7 protein-coding genes are annotated in these 20,868 nt (G+C 69.1%); 5 read left to right on the forward strand and 2 right to left on the reverse strand.

Going from position 1 to position 20,868, the window contains the following annotated elements:
* Position 1: 1 nt before the first annotated feature.
* Positions 2-4,561, forward strand: coding sequence for a non-ribosomal peptide synthetase (locus BN4348_RS59410; protein WP_084454047.1), 4,560 nt, complete (start codon positions 2-4; stop codon positions 4,559-4,561).
* Positions 4,548-17,159 carry a non-ribosomal peptide synthetase gene (locus tag BN4348_RS37905; protein ID WP_142308657.1) on the forward strand — a complete coding sequence of 4,204 codons (12,612 nt, stop codon included), beginning with the start codon at positions 4,548-4,550 and terminating at the stop codon, positions 17,157-17,159. The genes BN4348_RS59410 and BN4348_RS37905 overlap by 14 nt, the downstream gene beginning before the upstream one ends.
* 42 nt (positions 17,160-17,201) lie before the next feature.
* Here the strand turns inward: BN4348_RS37905 and BN4348_RS37910 are convergent, their stop codons facing one another.
* Together BN4348_RS37910 and BN4348_RS37915 are read right to left on the reverse strand one after the other, a co-directional pair.
* Complete coding sequence (locus tag BN4348_RS37910) at positions 17,202-17,876, reverse strand: methyltransferase family protein (RefSeq protein ID WP_066911035.1); 675 nt, start codon at positions 17,874-17,876, stop codon at positions 17,202-17,204.
* A 205-nt stretch (positions 17,877-18,081) separates the two neighbouring features.
* Positions 18,082-18,372 (reverse strand): hypothetical protein, encoded by a 291-nt coding sequence (locus tag BN4348_RS37915; RefSeq protein WP_066911038.1) that lies wholly within the window; start codon positions 18,370-18,372, stop codon positions 18,082-18,084.
* Between the two features lie 398 nt (positions 18,373-18,770).
* On the opposite strand from BN4348_RS37915, the gene BN4348_RS62750 reads away from it, so the two are divergent.
* From BN4348_RS62750 to BN4348_RS62135, 3 genes are all read left to right on the forward strand, one after another.
* Complete coding sequence (locus BN4348_RS62750; protein WP_372513959.1) at positions 18,771-18,935, forward strand: MYXO-CTERM sorting domain-containing protein; 165 nt, start codon at positions 18,771-18,773, stop codon at positions 18,933-18,935.
* A 44-nt stretch (positions 18,936-18,979) separates the two neighbouring features.
* A complete protein-coding gene (locus tag BN4348_RS62400) occupies positions 18,980-19,813 on the forward strand; it encodes a PE family protein (protein ID WP_084454048.1) in 834 nt (277 codons plus the stop codon).
* A 169-nt stretch (positions 19,814-19,982) separates the two neighbouring features.
* On the forward strand, positions 19,983-20,868 hold an 886-nt coding region (locus tag BN4348_RS62135), incomplete at its 3' end, for a PE family protein (RefSeq protein ID WP_160040352.1).

Genomic DNA, 20,868 nt, shown 5'->3' on the forward strand with positions numbered 1-20,868 from the left:
GATGGAAGTTGATGACCTGGCTTTCCCGCTGACGCGGGGGCAGCTGGACATTTGGCTCGCGCAGGAAACGGGCCACTCCGGTACGGAGTGGCAGCTTGGTGTGCTTGTCCGATTCGACGGCACCGTAGACCGCGAGTTGCTTCAGCGCGCGATCCGTCACGTGATGCGGGAGGCCGAACCGGCCAGGGCCGCCGTCTTCGAGGTGGATGGCCAGGTGTTCCAGAGGGCGATCGATTACCCGGACTTCGAGCTAGCCTTCCACGACCTGAGCGACACGCGCCATCCGGTGCAGGAAGCCCGTCGTTTGGCGTTATCGATTCAACACACGCCAATGGCTCCGACCGGCCCGCTATTCAATTTTACTTTATTCCAAACATGGTCCGACGAATTCTACTTGTTCGGGTGCTTCCATCACATGATCGTGGACGGCTCCGGAATTACACTTATCGCAAATCGGATTGCCACCGTGTACGCCGCATTTGTTGCGAACGCACCCATTCCTCCTGCGTTCTTCGGCTCGCTGCAGGACCTGGTTCGCTGCGAGTCAGAATACGAAGCGTCCACCGATTATCTGGAAGATGAGGCCTATTGGGCCAGGAATCTTCCACCGGAAAGCGGGCCGCACAACGGGTTTCTCCCGGCCGCGGACGAGGGGGACGGGTCTGCGCCTTCTGCGCCGGTCCGACTGGACGCTGTCGTCCTTCGGCGAGTACAAGAATTGTCCGACGCGTGGAATATGCCTCGGTCGTCGGTCATCACCGCGGCGTGTGCCCTTTTAGTGCGTGGGTGGTCCGCCGCAGGCTCAGAGGTGGTGCTCGACTTCCCGGTCAGCAGGCGCGTGCGCCCGGAGTCAAAGACGCTTCCGGGGATGGTTTCCGGGGTGGTGCCGCTCGTGTTGAGCGTTTCGCCGGAATCCACTGTCGCGGGTTTTTGTGAGTATGTCGACGCGCGAATTCGGCAGGCGCTGGACCATCAGCGGTTCCCGGTGCACGCCCTGGAACGCAAGGCCGACCCGCGCGGCGCGGGACAGCGATCCGATCGGGTGAGCGTCAATTTCATGCCGTCGAAGATGACGATGGACTTCGCCGGCGTCGCGGCCTCTGCGTCATTCACCAATCCCGTTCAGGTGGGCGCGTTTGCGTTGATCTTCTCCGGCGGCGGCGACCAGCTTTTCCTCAGCACGGCGGGCGCCGGGGGCCCGTTGGCGAATCTCGACGTCTCGGAATTGGCGGGACGGTTGGGCCGCGCGCTGGTGGCGATGACCGCCGATCCGGGGCGGCGGCTCTCGTCGCTGGATCTTCACGATGCCGCCGAGATTGACGGGCTGGACGGGTGGGGTAACCGTGCGGTGTTGAGCCGGCCGGCACCCGCTTCGCAGTCGATTCCGGCGATGTTCGCCGCGCAGGCCGCCCGCGCCCAGGAGGCGGTGGCGATTACTTTCGGGGAATCGTCGTGGACCTACGGCGAGGTTGACGAGACCGCCAACCGGTTGGCGCGGCTGCTGGCCGGCCACGGGGTGGGTCCGGGACAGCGGGTGGCGCTGCTGCTGGAGCGTTCGGCCGAGGCGATCGTGGCGATTCTGGCGGTGCTCAAAACCGGGGCGGCGTATGTGCCGATCGACCCGGCGGTGCCGGCGGCCCGCATCGAGTTCATGCTCGATGACGCCGCGCCGATCGCGGCGATCACCGCCGCCGGCTTGGCCGACCGGCTGGCCGGGCGCGATCTGCTGATCGTCGACGTCGCTGAGGCCGCCGACCCCGCCGCCGGCGGCCAATCCGGCCCGGCGCTGCCCGTGCCGGAGCCGGACAATATCGCTTACCTCATCTACACCTCGGGGACAACCGGTGTCCCCAAGGGGGTGGCCATCACCCACCACAACGTGACCCGGCTGCTCGAGTCCCTGGACGTCGAGCTGTCGCCGGGGCAGGTGTGGTCGCAGTGGCATTCGTTGGCCTTCGACGTCTCGGTGTGCGAGATCTGGGGCGCGCTGCTCTCTGGCGGACGCCTCGTGGTGGTGCCCGAGTCGGTGGCCCGCTCGCCCGAAGATTTCCACGCGTTGTTGGTCAAAGAGCGGGTCGAAGTCTTAAGCCAGACCCCGTCGGCGTTTTATGCGCTGCAGACCGCGGACGCGCTCTCACCCGAGCTTGGCCGTCAACTCCGGCTTCAGGCGGTGATCTTCGCCGGTGAAGCACTGGAACCGCAGCGGTTGCGGACGTGGCTGGACAATCATCCGGAATCTCCCCGGTTGCTCAACCTGTACGGCACGACCGAGACGACGGTGCACGCCTCGTTCCGGGAGATCTTCCCGCAAGACCTCGACAGCCCTGCCAGCCCCATCGGGGTGCCGCTGGCCAAGTACGCCTTCTTCGTGCTCGACGCGTGGATGCAACCGGTGCCGCCGGGTGTCGTGGGGGAGTTGTATGTGGCCGGCGGGGGTGCGGGCCTCGGGTATTGGCAGCGGCCTGGTTTGAGCTCGACGCGATTCGTGGCGTGCCCCTTCGGCCAGCCCGGGGAACGCATGTATCGCACCGGGGACCTGGCATGGTGGGGCGCCGACGGCCAGCTGCGTTATGTGGGGCGTGCGGACGAGCAGGTCAAGATCCGCGGATTCCGCATCGAACTCGGCGAAGTGCAGGCGGCGCTGGCCGAAGTGGACGGGGTCGGGCAGGCGGTGGTGATCGCGCGCGAGGACCGCCCCGGCGACAAACGCCTGGTGGGATATGTGACGGGGACCGCCGACCCGGCGGCCGCACGCGCCGCCCTGGCCGAGCGGTTGCCGGCGTACATGGTGCCGGCCGCGGTGGTGGTCATCGACGCGGTGCCCCTGACGGTCAACGGCAAACTCGACAAGCGAGCCCTGCCGGCGCCCGAGTACCAGGACGTCGATCGCTATCGGGCCCCGGGCAACGCGGTCGAGGAGATCCTGGCCGACATCTACGCGCAGGTGCTCGGGCTGCAACGCGTCGGGGTGGACGAGTCGTTCTTCGAGCTCGGCGGGGACAGCATCTTGTCGATGCAGGTGGTGGCGCGCGCGCGGACCGCCGGGGTGGTGTGCCGGCCGCGAGACATTTTCGTCGAGCAAACCGTGGCCCAGCTGGCCCGGGTGGCCGAAGTGGCCACCGGCGACGCCGACGTGAGCGACGAGGGCATCGGCCCGGTGGTCGCGACACCGATCATGTGCTGGCTGCGCGGCGTCGAGGGGCCGGTCGATCAGTTCAACCAGACGGTGGCGGTGCAGGCCCCGGCCGGGGTGACGGAGGCCGACGTGGTCGCGGTGTTGCAGGCGGTGCTGGATAGACACGCCACGTTGCGGCTGCGGGTCACCGATGACGGCGCGGGGGGCTGGTCGTTGACCGTGCCCGAGGCCGGCTCGGTGGACGCCCGCGCGTGCCTGCGCGCGGTGCCGGAGCTGTCCGACGCGGCGGTGATCGAGGCGCGGTCGCGGTTGGACCCGGCGGCCGGGTCGATGCTGAGCGCGCTGTGGGTGGCCGACACCGGGCAGCTGGTGTTGATCGTTCACCACCTCGCCGTCGACGGGGTGTCGTGGCGGATTCTGCTCGAGGACCTCAACATTGCCTGGGCCCAGCATCGCGGCGGGCAGCGGTTGGTGTTGCCGGCGCCCGGGACCTCTTTCGCCCGGTGGGCGTCGCTGTTGGCCGAGCACGCGCACCGCCCGGAAATCGTGGCGCAGGCCGACGCCTGGCGGCAGATCGCGTCCGCGCCCGCGGCGCTGCCGGCCGTGCGTCCCGACGTGGATACCTATCTGAGCGCGGGCAACCTGTCGGCGCAGCTGGATGCCGAGACCACCCGGGCGCTGCTGGATGAGGTGCCCGCCGCGTTTCATGCCGGGGTGCACGAGATCCTGTTGATCGCGTTCGCCTTGGCGGTCGCGGAATTCGCCGGCGGCGGCGCGCCGATCGTCATCGACGTGGAGGGTCACGGGCGTCAGGAGGAACTGGCCCCCCATGTCGACCTGTCGCGCACGGTCGGGTGGTTCACGACGAAATACCCGGTCTCGCTGGCGGTCGGAGGGCTTGACTGGGCGCGGGTGGTGGCCGGTGACGCGCGGCTGGGCGCGGTGGTCAAGGACGCCAAAGAGCAACTTCGCGCGCTGCCGGACGGCTTGACCTATGGCGCGTTGCGTTATCTGAACGGCGATGTCGATCTGGCACCGACCGACCCCCCGATCGGGTTCAACTATCTGGGCAGGCTCGGTGGGGCGGCCGAGGTGTCCGGTGACGTGTGGCGGCTCAGCCAGGACGGCTGGTCGGTCACCGACGTTGCCGCGGCCATCCCGATGCCGCTGATGCACACCGTGGAGCTCAACGCCAGCACGGTCGACACCGACACCGGCCCGCAGCTGCACGCGCGCTGGACCTGGGCGCCCTCGGTCCTGGATCAGGCGCTGGCCGGCCGGCTGAACCGGTTGTGGTTCGACGCGTTGACCGGCATTTGCGCGCACGTGCGCGGCGGCGGGGGCGGGTTGACGCCGTCGGACATTGCTGCCGGTCTCAGCCAGCAACAAATCGACGACCTGCAGCGGCAATATGCGGATAGCTGACGTATTGCCACTGACCCCCTTGCAGCAGGGGCTGTGGTTCCATGCCATCACCGCTTCGGGCGGTGACGACGTCTATGCCGTGCAGCTGGAGATCGCGTTGAGCGGTCCGGTCGATCAGGACCGCCTGCGCAACGCGGTGCACGCGGTGGTCACCCGCCACCCCAACCTGGCGGCCCGATTCTCCGACAAGTTCGACCAGCCCGTGCAGATCATCCCGGCCGACCCCGTGGTGCCGTGGCGCTACGTCGACCTTCGCCAGGCCGGCCCGGACCTCGACGAGCAGATCCGGCAGGTGTGCGCAGCCGAACGCGCCGCGGTCTGCGATCTCGTCAACCAGCCCGCCTTCCGGGCCGCGCTCATCGGCACCGCCGACGATCAGCACCGGTTGGTGCTCACCAATCACCACATCGTGCTGGATGGCTGGTCGCTGCCGATCCTGCTGGGGGAAATATTCGCCGGCTATCACGGGCGGTGGCTGCCGGCGGCGGCGAAGTACCGCAGCTTCGTGACCTGGCTGACGAGCCGCGACCTTGATGCCGCGCGCGACGCCTGGCGTGCGGCGCTGGCCGGATTCGACACCCCCACATTGCTGGCCCCGCCGGGCCGGCTGGGTCTGGGGCCGCGAGGCGTCGCATCCTTCCGGGTGCCCGAGCAGATCACACGGGCGCTCGGCGAGCTGGCGCGCTCGCACCACACCACCGTCAGCACCGTGGTGCAGGCCGCCTGGGCGCGACTGCTGGTGGGGCTGACCGGCCGGCCGGACGTCGCCTTCGGCACGACGGTCTCGGGCAGGCCGCCCGAGCTGCCCGGCGCGGACTCGATGGTGGGCCTGTTCATCAACACGGTGCCGGTGCGGGCGAGCATCGCGGCCACGACCACCACCACAGATCTGCTCGATCAACTGCAGAACGCCTACAACCACACGCTCGACCACCAGCACCTGGCGCTCAGCGAGCTGCACCGCGTCACCGGCCTGGACCAGTTGTTCGACACCTTCTTCGTGTACGAGAACTACCCGCTGGACGCGGCCGCGCTGTCGGGCGGCCAAGGTGACCAAGGGTTGGCCGTCACCGATTTCACCCACCGCGAATACAACCACTACCCGCTTGCGGTCCAGGCCATGCCGGGCACGGAAATGGGTCTTCGCGTCGAGTTCGACACCGAGGTGTTCGACGCGGCCGACATCGACACGCTGATCGAGCGGTTCCAGCGGGTGCTGGCGGCGATGACCGCCGATCCGGGGCGGCGGCTGTCGTCGCTGGATGTGCTCGACGCCGCCGAGCACGCCCTGCTCGAGAGGTGGGGCAACCGCACGGGGCTGGCCCAGCCGGTCGGGGTGCCGGTGTCCATTCCGGTGCTGTTCGGCGCCCAGGTGGCGCGCACGCCGGACGCGGTGGCGATCAGCGCGGGGGAGCGGTCGTGGACCTACCGCGAGGTCAAGCAGGCGGCCAACCGGTTGGCGCACCTGTTGACCGAGCGGGGTGTGGGTCCGGGGCGGCGCGTGGCGCTGCTGTTGCCGCGGTCGGCCGACGCGGTCGTGGCGATGTTGGCGGTGCTGAAAACCGGGGCGGCGTACGTGCCGATCGACCCGACGGTGCCGGTGGCCCGGATGGGGTTCGTGCTCGATGATGCCGCGCCGATCGCGGTGATCACGACCGCCGGCCTGGCGGATCGGCTGGGCGGGCGCGACGTCGCGGTCATCGATGTCCACGACCCCGCCATCGACCGCCAGCCCAGCACCGCGTTGCCGGCGCCGGCGCCCGATGACATCGCCTACCTCATCTACACGTCGGGGACTACCGGAACCCCCAAGGGCGTGGCGATCCCGCACCGCAACGTGACCCGGCTGCTGGAGACGCTGGACGCCGATCTGGAGCTGGCGGGGCAGGTCTGGTCGCAGTGTCATTCGTTGGCCTTCGACTTTTCGGTGTGGGAGATCTGGGGCGCACTGCTTTACGGCGGCCGGCTGGTGATCGTGCCCGATTCGGTGGTCCGCTCGCCGCAAGACCTGCACGCGTTGTTGGTGGCCGAACAGGTCACCGTGTTGAGCCAGACCCCGTCGGCGTTTTATGCGTTGCAGACCGCCGACGCGGCACAGCCCGAGCCGGAGCCTCGTCTGAAGCTCGAGGCCGTGGTGTTCGGCGGCGAGGCGCTGGAGCCGCAGCGGCTGCGGACCTGGCTGGACAACCATCCGGGTTTGCCGCGGCTGATCAACATGTATGGCATCACCGAGACGACGGTGCACGCGTCGTTCCGGGAGATCGTCGTCGGCGACGTCGACAGCGTCGCCAGCCCCATCGGCGTGCCGCTGGCCCATCTGGAGTTTTTCGTGCTCGACGGGTGGCTGCGGCCGGTCCCGCCGGGCGTGGTGGGGGAGTTGTACGTGGCCGGTGCCGGAGTGGCGGACGGCTATGTGGGTCGGGCGGCGCTGAGCGCAACGCGGTTTGTGGCCTGCCCGTTCGTCGGCGCGGGAGCGCCCGGGCAGCGGATGTATCGCACCGGGGACCTGGTGTGGTGGGGCGCGGACGGGCAGCTGCGGTACGTCGGACGCGCCGACAAGCAGGTCAAGATCCGCGGCTACCGCATCGAACTCGGCGAAATCCAGGCCGCGCTCAGCGCGCTGGACGGCGTCAAGCATGCGGCGGTGATCGCCCGCGAGGACCGCCCCGGGGACAAGCGCCTGGTGGGCTACGTCACCGGAGTCGAGGATCCGGCCTCCTTCGGAGCGTCGGCGCGTGCGGCGCTGGCCGAGCGGCTCCCGGCCTACATGGTGCCGGCCGCGGTGGTGGCGATCGACGCGCTGCCGTTGACGGTCAACGGCAAACTCGACACCCGGGCCCTGCCGGCGCCCGAATACCAGGATGGCGACCACTACCGCGCCCCCACCAGCGCGGTCGAGGAGCTGCTGGCCGGGATCTACGCGCAGGTTCTGGGTGTGGAGCCGCCGCGGCTGGTCGGGGTGGATGAGTCGTTCTTCGACCTCGGTGGGGATTCGCTGTCCGCCGTGCGGCTGATCGCCGCCGTCAACAGCGGCCTGGACGCCGGTCTGTCGGTGCGCACGTTGTTCGAGGCGCCCACGGTCGCCCAGCTGGCGACGCGCATCGGTGGGGACGAAGCTCGGTTGGAGCCGCTGGCGCCTTTCGCGGCCGCCCCGCGGCCCGAGGTGATTCCGCTGTCGTTCGCCCAGAGCCGGTTGTGGTTCATCGACCAGTTCCAGGGCCCCTCGACGATCTACAACATGGCGGTCGCGCTGCGGTTGCGCGGGCGGATGGATGGCTTCGAAGAAGAAGCGTTGGGCGCGGCGCTGGCCGACGTGGTGGCCCGGCAGGAAAGCCTGCGCACGCTGTTTACCGCGCACGACGGCATACCTTGCCAGCTGATCGTGCCTCCCGAGCGGGCCGACTTCGGCTGGTCCATCGTCGACGCGACCGGCTGGTCGGAGAGCCGGCTGTACGAGGCATTCGACACCGTGGCGCGTCACCAGTTCGATTTGGCGGCCGAGATCCCCATGCGGGCAAGGCTTTTCCGGGTTGCCGACGACGAGCACGTGCTGGTGGCCGTGGTGCACCACATCGCCGCGGACGGCGCGTCGATCGCCCCGCTGGTGCGGGATCTCGGGGTGGCCTACGCCAACCGCAGCCTGGGACGAGCCCCCGACTGGCCCGAGCTGCCGGTGCAGTACGCCGACTACACGCTGTGGCAGCGCGCGCAGCTCGGGGATCTCAGCGATGGCGGCAGCCGCATCGCGGCGCAGCTGGCCTACTGGCAAGAGGCCCTCGCCGGAATGCCGGAGCACCTGCAGCTGCCCACCGATCGGCCCTACCCGCCGGTCGCGGACTACCGCGGCGCGAGCGTGTCGGTGGACTGGCCGGCCGAGCTGCAGGCGCAGGTCACCCGGGTGGCCCGCGAACACAACGCCACCAGCTTCATGGTGATGCAGGCCGCCATGGCGGTGCTGCTGGCCAAGCTCAGCGCGAGTTCCGATGTGTCCGTGGGGTTTCCGATCGCCGGGCGCGGGGACCCCGCGCTGGACGAGCTGGTGGGCTTCTTCGTCAACACCCTGGTGTTGCGGGTCGATCTGGCCGGTGATCCCAGCGTCGCCGAACTGCTCGCCCAGGTGCGGGCGCGCAGCCTGGCCGCCTACGAGCACCAGGACGTGCCCTTCGAGGTACTGGTGGAAAGGCTCAACCCGACCCGAAGCCTGACCCATCACCCGCTGGTCCAGGTGATGTTGGCCTGGCAGAGCGGGCAGGGCCAGGGCAGCACCGGCCCGGCGGCCGGGTTGGCGTTGGGTGGCTTGCACGTCACGCCGTTGCCGCTCGACACCCGGACGGCCCGCACCGATCTGGCGTTCTCCCTGGGCGAGATGTGGACCGACGCCGGCGAGCCCGCCGGAATCGCCGGGGGGGTGGAATTCCGGACCGACGTGTTCGACGCCGCCAGCATCGAAACGCTGATCGAGCGGCTCAAGCGGGTGCTGGTCGCCATGACGGCAGATCCGGGCCGGCGGCTGTCGTCGGTGGACCTGCTCGACGAGGCCGAGCACGCCCGCCTCGACGAGGCGGGCAACCGCGCGGTGCTGGCGGAGCCCGCACCGGTCGACCTGTCGATACCGGAGCTGTTCGCCGCCCAGGTGGCCCGCGACCCCGAGGCGCACGCGGTGACCTTCGGGGGCCGGTCGATGACCTACCGGGAACTCGATGAGGCCGCTAACCGGTTCGCGCACTTGCTGTCTGGCCACGGTGTCGGGCCCGGTGCGTGTGTGGCGTTGCTGTTGGAGCGGTCGGCTCAGGCCGTCGTGGCCATGCTGGCGGTGCTGAAGACCGGGGCGGCCTACCTGGCGATCGACCCGGCGCTGCCGGCGGCCCGGGTCGGGTTCATGCTGGACGATGCCGCGCCTATCGCCGCGGTCACCACCGCGGCGTTGGCCGACCGGCTGGACGGGCGGGACCTGACGGTCATCGACGTCGACGACCCCGCCGTCGCGGACCAACCCGCCACCGCGCCCCCGGCGCCGGCAGCCGACGACATCGCGTACCTGATCTACACCTCCGGGACCACCGGAACGCCCAAGGGCGTGGCGATCGCCCACCGCAACCTGGCCCACTTGGCGCAGTCAACGCCCACACCGTTGCCGACGACACAGGTGTGGACGCAATGCCACTCGTATGCTTTCGACTTCTCGGTGTGGGAGATCTGGGCCGCGCTGCTCGGCGGTGGGCGGCTGGTGGTGGTGCCCCCGTCGGTCGTCGCCTCACCGGACGATTTCCACGACCTGCTGGCCCGCGAACGGGTCAACGTGCTCACCCAAACCCCGTCGGCGGTGGCCGCGCTGTCGCCGCAACGGTTGGAGTCGGAGGCGTTGCTTCTCGGCGGTGAGGCGTGCTCGGCCGAGGTGGTGGACCAGTTTGCGCCCGGGCGGGTGGTGATCAACGCCTACGGCCCCACCGAGGCCACGGTGTATGCGTCGATGAGCGCGCCGTTGCGGGCGGGGTCGGGGGCGGCTCCGATCGGCGCGCCCGTGTCGACGGCGGCGCTGTTCGTGCTGGACGAGTCGTTGCGGCGGGTGCCGGCCGGCGTGGTCGGTGAATTGTATGTGGCCGGCCGGGGCGTGGGCGTCGGATACGTCGGTCGCGCCGGGCTGACCGCCTCGCGCTTTGTGGCCTGCCCGTTCGTCGGCGCGGACGCGCCCGGAACCCGCATGTATCGCACCGGCGACTTGGTGCGGTGGCGCGCCGACGGGCAGCTGCAATACCTGGGCCGCGCCGACGAGCAGGTCAAGATCCGCGGATATCGGATCGAACCGGGCGAAGTCCGGGCCGCGCTGGCCGCATTCGACGGCGTGGAGCAGGCCGTGGTGGTCGCGCGCGAAGACCGTCCCGGCGACAAGCGTCTGGTGGGATACATCACCGGGACCGCCGATCCGGCGGCGGTGCGATCCGCGCTGGCCGAGCGGCTGCCGGCCTACATGGTCCCCGCCGCGGTGGTGGGGTTGGCGGCCTTGCCGCTGACCGTCAACGGCAAGCTCGACACCAGGGCGCTGCCGGCCCCGGGATACGAGGCCACCGACAGCTACCGCGCACCGACCAACCCGACCGAGGAGATCCTGGCCGGCATCTATGCCCAGGTGTTGGGTGTGGATCGGGTCGGGGTGGACGACTCATTCTTCGACCTGGGTGGGGATTCGCTGTCGGCGATGCGTCTGGTCGCCGCGATCAACACCGGCCTGGGCGCCGGCGTCGCGGTGCGCGCCGTGTTCGAGGCGCCCACGGTGGCCCAGTTGGCCACGCGGATCCACGGTGGTGAGGGCGGGCTGGAGCGGTTGGTGGCCGTCGAGCGGCCCGCGGTGATTCCGTTGTCGTTCGCGCAGAACCGGCTGTGGTTCATCGACCAATTGCAGGGTCCGTCCCCGGTCTACAACCTGGCGGTGGCGCTGCGGCTGCGCGGGCCGCTGGACGCCGACGCGTTCTGCGCGGCGCTGGCCGACGTGGTGGGCCGCCATGAAAGCCTGCGCACGCTGTTCGCCGCCCCCGACGGGATACCGCAACAGCTGGTGCTGGCCGCCGAGCGGGCCGACTTTGCCTGGGACGTGGTCGACGCGACCGCGTGGTCGCCGGGCCGGTTGCAGGAGGCCATCGAGGAGGCGGCGCGACACAGCTTTGATCTGGCGGCCGAGATCCCCTTGCGCGCCAAGCTTTTCCGCGTCGCCGACGACGAGCATGTGCTGGTTGCCGTGGTGCATCACATCGCCGCCGACGGCCTGTCGATCGACCCGCTGGTGCGAGATATGGCCGTGGCGTACGCGAGCCGAAGCGTGGGGCAAGCTCCTGGGTGGACGCCGTTGCCGGTGCAGTACGTCGATTACACGCTCTGGCAGCGCGCGCAGTTCGGCGATCTCAGCGACGCCGACAGCCCGATCGCCGCCCAGCTGGCGTACTGGCAGCAGGCCCTGGCGGGGATGCCCGAGCGGCTGGAGCTGCCCACCGACCGGCCCTACCCGCCGGTCGCCGATCAGCGGGGCGCCGCCGTGGTGGTGGGGTGGCCCGCCGAGTTGCACCGGCAGGTCGCGCGGGTGGCCCGCGAACACAACGCGACCAGTTTCATGGTGATGCAGGCCGCCCTGGCGGTGCTGCTGGCCAAGCTGAGCGCGAGTTCCGATGTGGCGGTTGGCTTCCCGATCGGGGGGCGCCGTGACCCCGCCCTCGACGATTTGGTCGGGTTCTTCGTCAACACGTTGGTGTTGCGCGTGGATGTGGCCGGCGACCCCAGCGTCGCCGACCTGCTGGCTCAGGTGCGGGCGCGCAGCCTCGCCGCCTACGAGCATCAAGATGTGCCCTTCGAAGTGGTCGTCGAGCGGCTGAACCCCACCCGATCGCTGACCCATCACCCGCTGGTTCAGGTGATGCTGGCCTGGCGAACCCTGCACGGCATCGCCGACGATGTCGAGTTGGCGTTGGGAGACCTCGAGCTCACTCAGCTCCCGGTGGACACCGGCACCGCCCGCATGGACTTGGCGCTTTCTTTGGAAGAACACCTGGATGAGGACGGTGAGCCGGCCGGCATCGCCGGGGCGGTGGAATTTCGCACCGATGTGTTCGACGCGGCCAGCATCGAAACGCTGATCGAGCGTTTGCAGCGGGTACTGGTCGCGATGACCACCGACCCGACCCGGCGGCTGTCGTCGATCGGTGTGCTCGACGAGGTTGAGCGGGCCCGGTTGGAGGACTGGGGTAACCGGGCGGCGTTGACCGAGCCGACGAGCCCGCCGGTGTCGATTTCGGCGCTGTTCGCCGCACAGGTGGCGCGGGTACCCGACGCGGCGGCGGTGACCTTCGAGGGCCGTTCGATGACCTATCGCGAGCTTGACGACGCGGCAAACCGGTTGGCGCAGCGGTTGGCCGATGAAGGCGTGGGCCCGGGGCAGCGCGTGGCGCTGTTGTTGCCGCGGTCGGCGCAGGCCGTGGTGGCGATCCTGGCGGTGGTGAAGACGGGCGCGGCGTATGTGCCGATCGACCCGGCGGTGCCGGAGGCCCGGATGCAGTTCGTGCTCGGTGACGCCGCGCCGATCGCCGCGATCACCACCGCGGAATACCGCCCGCGGCTTCAGGGACGCGCTCTGCTGGTCATTGATGTCAGCGATCACGCTGTTCACGGCCGGCTCAGCACCTTGCTGCCGGCGGCGTGCCCGGACGACGTCGCCTACATCATCTACACCTCGGGCACGACCGGAACCCCCAAGGGGGTGGCGGTCCCGCATCGCAACGTGACTCGGCTGCTCGAGACGCTGGCCGGCGACATGGAGCTCGGCGGGCGAGTGTGGACGCAGTGCCATTCGCTGGCTTTCGACTTCTCGGTGTGGGAGATCTGGGGCGCGCTGCTTTACGGCGGGCGCGTGGTGGTGGTGCCCGACTCGGTGGTGCGCTCGCCCGAAGACCTGCACGCGCTGCTGGTGGCCGAACGGGTCAGCGTCTTGAGCCAGACCCCGTCGGCGTTTTATGCCTTGCAGGCCGCCGATGCGTTGCAGCCCGAGCTGGGTTCTCAGTTGGAGCTGGAGGCCGTGGTGTTCGGCGGCGAAGCGCTCGAACCGCAGCGCCTGCGCGCGTGGCTGGACAGCCATCCGGCTCGGCCCCGGTTGATCAACATGTACGGCATCACCGAGACGACCGTGCATGCCTCGTTCCGGGAGATCGTGGCCGCGGATGTCGACACCGCCGTCAGCCCCATCGGGGTGCCGTTGGCCCACCTCGGTTTCTTTGTGCTCGATGCGTCGTTGCAGCCCGTGCCCCCCGGGGTGGTCGGCGAGTTGTACGTCGCCGGCGCCGGGTTGGCACACGGGTACGTCGGCCGCGCGGGTTTGACGGGAACGCGGTTTGTCGCGTGTCCGTTCGGCGGGCCGGGAGCGCGCATGTATCGCACCGGGGACCTGATGTGCTGGAGCGCCGACGGGCAGCTGCGTTATATGGGGCGCGCCGATGAGCAGGTCAAGATCCGCGGCTATCGCATCGAGCTGGGTGAGGTCCAGGCGACGTTGAACGGCCTGGATGGCGTGGAGCAGGCGGTGGTGATCGCCCGCGAGGACCGCCCCGGGGACAAACGCCTGGTGGGCTACGTGACCGGAACGGTGGATCTGGCCGAGGTGCGCGCCGCGCTGGCCGAACGGCTGCCCGTCTACATGGTTCCGGCCGCGGTGGTGGCGCTGGACGCGTTGCCGCTGACGGTCAACGGCAAACTCGACACCCGGGCCCTGCCGGCACCGGAGTACCAGGATGTCGATCACTACCGCGCCCCGGCCGACGCGGTCGAGGAGATCCTGGCCGGGATCTATGCCCAGGTGTTGGGGCTGGAGCGGGTCGGGGTCGAGGAGTCGTTCTTCGAGCTCGGCGGGGACAGCATCCTGTCGATGCAGGTGGTGGCGCGGGCGCGCGCCGCCGGCGTGGTATGCCGGCCACGCGACATCTTCGTCGAGCAGACCGTGGCAAAGCTGGCCCGGGTGGCCGGGGTGGTCGCCGACGACGCCGAGGTGATCGACGAGGGCGTCGGCGCGGTGGTGCCCACCCCGATCATGCGCTGGCTGCAGGGCGTCCAGGGCCCGGTGGCGGAGTTCAACCAGACGGTGCTGGTGCAGGCCCCGGTGGGGGTGACCTCGTCCGACGTGGTGGCGGTGGTGCAGGCCTTGCTCGATCGGCACGCGATGTTGCGGCTGCGCGTCGACGACGACGGCGCCGACGGGTGGTCGGTGACGGTGCCCGAACCCGGTGCGGTGGACGCGCGCGGGTGCCTGCAGGCGGTGGACGTGCTGTCCGACGACGCGGTGGTGGCGGCGCGGTCGCGGTTGAACCCGGCCACCGGGGTGATGCTGAGCGCGCTCTGGGCGGCCCCCACCGGCCAGTTGCTGTTGATCGTTCACCATCTGGCGGTCGACGGGGTGTCCTGGCGGATCCTGCTCGAGGACCTCAACCTCGCCTGGGCACAGCATCGCGGCGGGCAGCAGGTCGTGTTGCCGGCGCCGAGGACGTCGTTCGCCCGGTGGGCAGCGCTGCTGGCCGAGCACGCCCGCCGTCCAGAGGTAGTGGAGCAGGCGCCCGCTTGGCGCCGGATCGCCGCGTTGCCCGCGGAATTGCCGGCGGTGCAACCGGCGGTGGATACCTACGCAACCGCCGGCAACCTGTCGGTCGAGCTGGACGCCGAAACGACACGGATGTTGCTCGGTGAGGTGCCGGCGGCGTTCCACGCCGGGATCCACGAGATCCTGTTGATCGCGTTCGCGTTGGCGTGTGCCGAGTTCTTGGGGAGTGGTGCCGCGCCGATCGTGATCGATGCGGAGGGTCACGGGCGCCAGGAGGAGCTGGACTCCAGCGTCGACCTGTCGCGCACGGTGGGATGGTTCACCACCAAGTATCCGGTGGCGCTAACGGTAGGCGGGCTGGACTGGGCGCAGGTACTGGCCGGTGACGCGGGGCTCGGTGCGGTGATCAAAGACGCCAAAGAGCAGCTTCGGTCCCTGCCGGACGGTTTGACCTACGGGCTGCTGCGCTACCTGAACAGTGACGTCGACCTGGACGGGTCCGACCCGACGATCGGGTTCAACTACTTGGGGCGGCTGGGCGCCGCGGCGACCGAGGTGTCCGGCGACATCTGGGAGATCCGCCAGGACGGCTGGGCGGTGACCGGCGTTGCCGCGGCGACCCCCATGCCGCTGATGCACACCGTGGAGCTCAATGCGGGCACCCTGGACGCGCCGACCGGTCCGCGCCTGCGCGCGGGCTGGACGTGGGCGCCCTCGGCCCTGGATCAGGCCCAGGTCAGCCGGCTGAGCCGGTTGTGGTTTGACGCGCTGGCCGGCATCTGCGCGCATGTGCGGGGCGGTGGCGGCGGGTTGACGCCGTCGGATATCGCGCCCGCGCGGCTGAGCCAGCTGCAGATCGACGAGCTGGCGCGGCAATACCGCATCGCTGACGTGCTGCCACTGACCCCCCTGCAGCAGGGGCTGCTGTTTCACGCCAGCACCGCCCAGGGCGGCGACGACGTGTATGCGGTGCAGCTCGATGTCACGCTGAGCGGCCGGCTCGACCAGCACCGCCTGCGTGACGCCGTGCACACGGTGGTCACCCGCCACCCCAACCTGGCGGCCCGCTTCAGCGCGCGGTTCGACCAGCCGGTGCAGATCATCCCGGCCGATCCCGTGGTGCCCTGGCGGTATCTCGACCTCAGCGAGGGGGATGGGGACCTCGACGAGCAGATCCGGCAGGTCTGCGCCGCCGAACGCGCCGCGGTCTACGACTTGGCCGACCATCCCGCCTTGCGAGTCGCGCTGATCCGCACCGCGGAAGACCGGCACCGGTTCGTGCTGACGAATCACCACATCGTGCTCGACGGGTGGTCGCTACCGATCCTGCTGGGCGAACTGTTCGCCAGCTATTACGGGCAGCGGCTGCCCGCGGCGGGGTCGTATCGCAGGTTTGTGTCGTGGCTGGCCGGTCGTGACCTCGAGGGCGCCCGCGCGGTGTGGCGGGAGATGTTCGCCGGCTTTGACACCCCAACACTGGTCGGGCCGCCGGATTGGTTCGGGCTGGGCCGGCGAGACGTCGCATCGTTCCGGGTGCCCGAACCGATCACACGGGCGCTCAACGAGTTGGCGCGCTCGCGGCATACCACCGTGAGCACCGTGCTGCAGGCGGCCTGGGCGCAGCTGCTGATGTGGCTGACCGGCCAGCGCGATGTGGCCTTCGGCGCGGTGGTCTCGGGGCGGCCGGCCGAGGTGCCGGGCGCGGACTCGATGGTGGGCCTTTTCATCAACACGGTGCCGGTGCGGGCGAGCATCACCAGCGGGACCACCACCACCGACCTGCTCGATCAACTGCAGGGCGACCACAACCGCACCCTGGACCACCAGCACCTGGCGCTGAGTGAGATCCACCGCGCCACCGGCCACGGAAGGCTCTTCGACACCGTTTTCGTGTACGAGAATTACCCGGCGGATGCCGCCGCGTTGTCCGGGACCGACGGGCTGGCCATTACCGAGATCACCAACCGCGACTACTACCACTACCCGCTTACGGTCCAAGCGCTACCGGGCCGCGAAGTGGAGCTGCACGTTCAATTCCGCGCGGACGTTTTCGATCAGGCCGACATCGAGGCACTGATCGAGCGGTTCAAGGAGACGTTGGTCGCCATGACCACCGACCCGACGCGACCGCTGTCGTCGGTCGACGGACAAGACGAGGGGAAGCACGCGCGTCCGGACAGGTCCGGCGACCATGCGCCGCTGGCCCGGCCGGCAACCCCGGCGGTGCCGGTAGCCGAACACCACCACAACGGTGCGGGCCACCATGCCCCGACCAGCCTGGTCGAGCAGATCTTGACCGGCATCTACACGCAGGTGCTCGGCGTCGACCGCATCGGAGTCGACGAGTCGTTCTTCGACCTGGGCGGGGACTCCCTTGCCGCGATGCGAGCCACCGCCACGATCAACACCGCCCTCGATGCCCACCTCGAGGTAACGGCACTGTTCGAGGCTCCGTCCGTCAGGCTCTTGAGCCAGCGGTTGGGCGGACATGCCTGCGCGGTCGAAGAAGTTCCCGTCATTCCGGACCTGTAGAACCGCGCCGAGGAGACCGGGGCTCCGCGAAGCGTGCGGCTGCTACCACATCGACGGCACCAGCCGATAGCGAACTTTCTGCGTGTACTCGAGGTATCCGTCCAACTCTTTCTGGAGCAGCTTCTCCTCGTCGCGGATGCGCGAGGTGAGCACGAGCAGGCCGGGAACGACGAAAACCAGTCCCCAGTAAGAACCGAGCGCCAGGGGGATGCCGACCATCATGATCACGTTGCCGGTATACATCGGGTGCCGCACCAACCCATACAGACCGCTGGAGACGACCTTCTGGCCCGCCTGTACCTGGACGGTCGCGGCCGCGTAGCTGTTCTGGATGATCACCAGCGCCACCACACCCAGTCCGACGGCGACCAGAACATCTCCGACCACACATATCGCCGTAGGCACCGGTGACCAGCTGAAGCGATGGTCAAGTGCGCTCACCACCACCATCGCCGCCAGCGACAAATACAAGCCGGCGATGATGACCCGCTGCGCCATCCGGGCCTCCGCCGCCGGCCCCCCACGCATCCGGGCCTCGAGCGCGGCGGGATTCATCCGTAGTAGGTACACCGCGGGGATCCAGGCCGAGACGCCGACCACCACGAGAAAGACCCACGCCTGCCAGTAATGGAACGTGCCTGCCGGAACAAACAGCATCGCGCCGAACACGAGGAGCTCGACAAGCCCAAAAACCAACATCTTGGGAATGGTTTTCACCCGTGCTCCTTCGTCCGTCCGGCCCCAAACAGTGTGGCGCAGGACTGAAACTACCGCCGCGGACCCGGGGGATGTGCGCGAATGCCGCGCCCTGGACCATTCGTTGGCTCGGCGCGCAGTCGACCTCGCCGATCTCGGCGACATCCGTCACGGGGATCCGCAGCGGTTGTCGGCCTACACAGCAGATATTAGAGCGAGGACGCGGTCACCTCGGCGCGGAAGGCACGCGCGCGGCGCGTGCGCCACCGGCATAACAATCGGCGTTCGGTGGCGCGTCGGGTGCGCATTCCCCGGGTCCTTCGCGACTTGTACTGCCACGTCGCAGGTTCTCGATCGCCTTGAGCACCTGTCGACCAACCGACATCTGGTACTCGCGCAGGTATTCCGCCCGGCGCGGGTCATCCTCTGCCAAGTGGTGGGTCAGCGGGTGTTGCGTCTTCCACACCGCGTCCTGCGCCGCCGCACCCACGGCGGCCTCGAAGTCACCCTCGGTCACTGTCCCCCCAATCACGCGCCAGGACTGACTCGCGTCCGGCTCCCCATTATGTGCCACGCCGAATGCCTTTAGCCATAAATTTTCCATATGAAATCGGTTCCAGGAATCACTTGGCCTAATTAAACGTGTGTCTAAAGAATATTCGTCAATAGTCTGTGTGCACCCGTGCCGCGGCATGAATAGCGGATCGAATGTCCTTGGAGCCCAACGCATTTGGTCGCCAGATCGCGAAGGCGGCCGGCCGTTCCGGTGGCCGCGGCCAGCTGAAAACGTTTGTTTTTGGATTCCGTACAGCTTCCTTCTATCGCCATGCTTTCAGTAATTGATCGCCGACGCTGAAATCAGCCTCGCGCCCATTGATCCGCCGACGGGCACGCCCCACTTCGGCGCCACCTACCGTGCGCACTCGACTCGATTTCCTTGGCTGCCGGGCAGCGGGCACCCCGGGAAGCCAGGGAGCGGTGCTGGCTGCGCTGCTTGGTCTTGCCGTCCCCAATCTGCCGCGGCGTCGCGGCGGAGGCCGGCGAGCAAATTTGGCGAAACGCAGTTATACAAGTGTGTAACGGGATAGGTTTTCACTCGCTAGTGATGGTGACCGTAACGGCGGATGTATTACCCCGACGGTCTTCGGAGGTCAGCAGTGTCGTATTTGATTGCGGCGCCGGACGCGTTGGCGGCGGCGGCGGCGGATGTGGCGGCCATCGGCGCGTCGCTGGATGCCGCACGCGCAGCGGCGGTCGCCCCCACCACCGCGGTGTCGGCCGCCGCGGGTGACGAGGTGTCGGCGGCGGTCGCGTCGGTGTTTTCCCGTGCCGGCGCGGAGTTCCAGGCGCTCAGCAAGCAGGCGGCGGCCCTCCAAACTCAGTTCGTGCAGGCCCTGACCGGGTCGGGGGGCGCATATGCGGCCGCCGAGGCGACGAATGCGTCGCTGTTGAGTGGGTCGGGGCGCTCGCTTGCGGCGCCCGCCGCGGCTTTTCAATCGCCGATACAGATCTTCGCGAACGCGGTGGCGGAAGCGTCCACGGGATCCCTGCCGCCTCCGACGGAACCGCTGGCGACGGTGATGTATCAGCTGAATCAGACCAGCGAGACATTCCTGGGACAGCCGCTGTTCTACAACGGTGCCAATGGGACGCAGGCCAGCCCGAACGGCCAGAACGGCGGCCTGTTCATGGGCAATGGCGGCAACGGCTGGAATTCCACCGTCGCCGGTGTCAATGGCGGTAACGGCGGGGCAACCCGGGGCCATCGGGGAGGGCGGGGCCGCGGGGGCCGGGGGGCCCCGGGGGNCCGGCGGCAATGTCTACGCAACCACCCCGGGCAATGCGTTCGTCGGGACCGGCGGCGCGGCCGGCGGGCCCGGCGGAACCGCGGGCGGTCCCGGCAGCGTCATATCGCTGTAGCGAGTCGGACGGCGGCAACCGAAAACATCCGCGCGTAGCCGAATCGGCGCAGGCCGGGGTTGTCGGGTGACGCCGGCCCGGTCGCGGCGACGTGCCGCGTTTCCCTGAAACGCAGGTCTACACGTGTGCAACGAGATAGGTTTATAGTGCCCGTAATTGTGACCGTGGCTAAGGGTGTTCTACCTCCGCGGTCTTCGGAGGTCAGCAATGTCGTACGTGGTCGTCGCGCCGAATGCGTTGACGGCGGCGGCGGCGAATGTGGCGACGATCAACTCCTCCCTTAAGGCCGCGAATGCGGCGGCGGCCCTCCCGATTGTCTGGGTGCCGGGATCCGCGGGCGATCAGGTGTCGAAGGCGATCGCGACGCTGTTTTCCGAGGTCGGCCAAGAGTTTCAGACGCTGCTCAAAGAGGCCCAGGCGGTTGCGGACCAGATTGTGCAGGCATTGAACCAGGCGGGTGAGGCGTTTAGAGAAGCCGAGGTGCTGTCCACCCAGGTGTTGACCCCGTCGTTGTGGCCGGCCGCGGTGGCCGATGCCTCCGGGGCGTCGCCGCCGCCCAGGACGGATCCCTTGGGCACGGTGATGTATGAGCTGAATCAGACCAGCCAGCGATTAGTCGGGGAGCCGCTGTTTTTCAACGGCGCTAACGGGACGCAGGCCAGCCCGAACGGCCAAAACGGTGGCCTGCTGATAGGCAACGGCGGCAACGGCTGGAATTCCACGGTCGCCGGTGTCAATGGCGGTAACGGCGGGACGGCCGGGATCCTCGGCAACGGCGGCAACGGCGGGACTGGCGGGCCCGGTGCGATCGGTGTGGCCCCCGGGACTGGTGGCAATGGTGGGGCCGCGGTGTGGGTGGGCAATGGCGGGGCCGGCGGCGCCGGCTGGAACAACTCCACCATCTCCGGCGTGAATGGCGGTAACGGCGGGGTAGGCGGGCAGGGTGGGTTCTACTTTGGTGTCGGCGGTGCCGGTGGGGCCGGTGGGAGCGCCACCGACGCGACCGGCGGCACCGGCGGGGCCGGGGGCAACGTGGGCTTCCTCGGGGGCGCCGACTTCGGCTTCGGCGTTCCCTCCGGCGGTACCGGCGGGG

Source organism: Mycobacterium interjectum (genome assembly GCF_900078675.2).
Classification (GTDB): domain Bacteria; phylum Actinomycetota; class Actinomycetes; order Mycobacteriales; family Mycobacteriaceae; genus Mycobacterium; species Mycobacterium interjectum.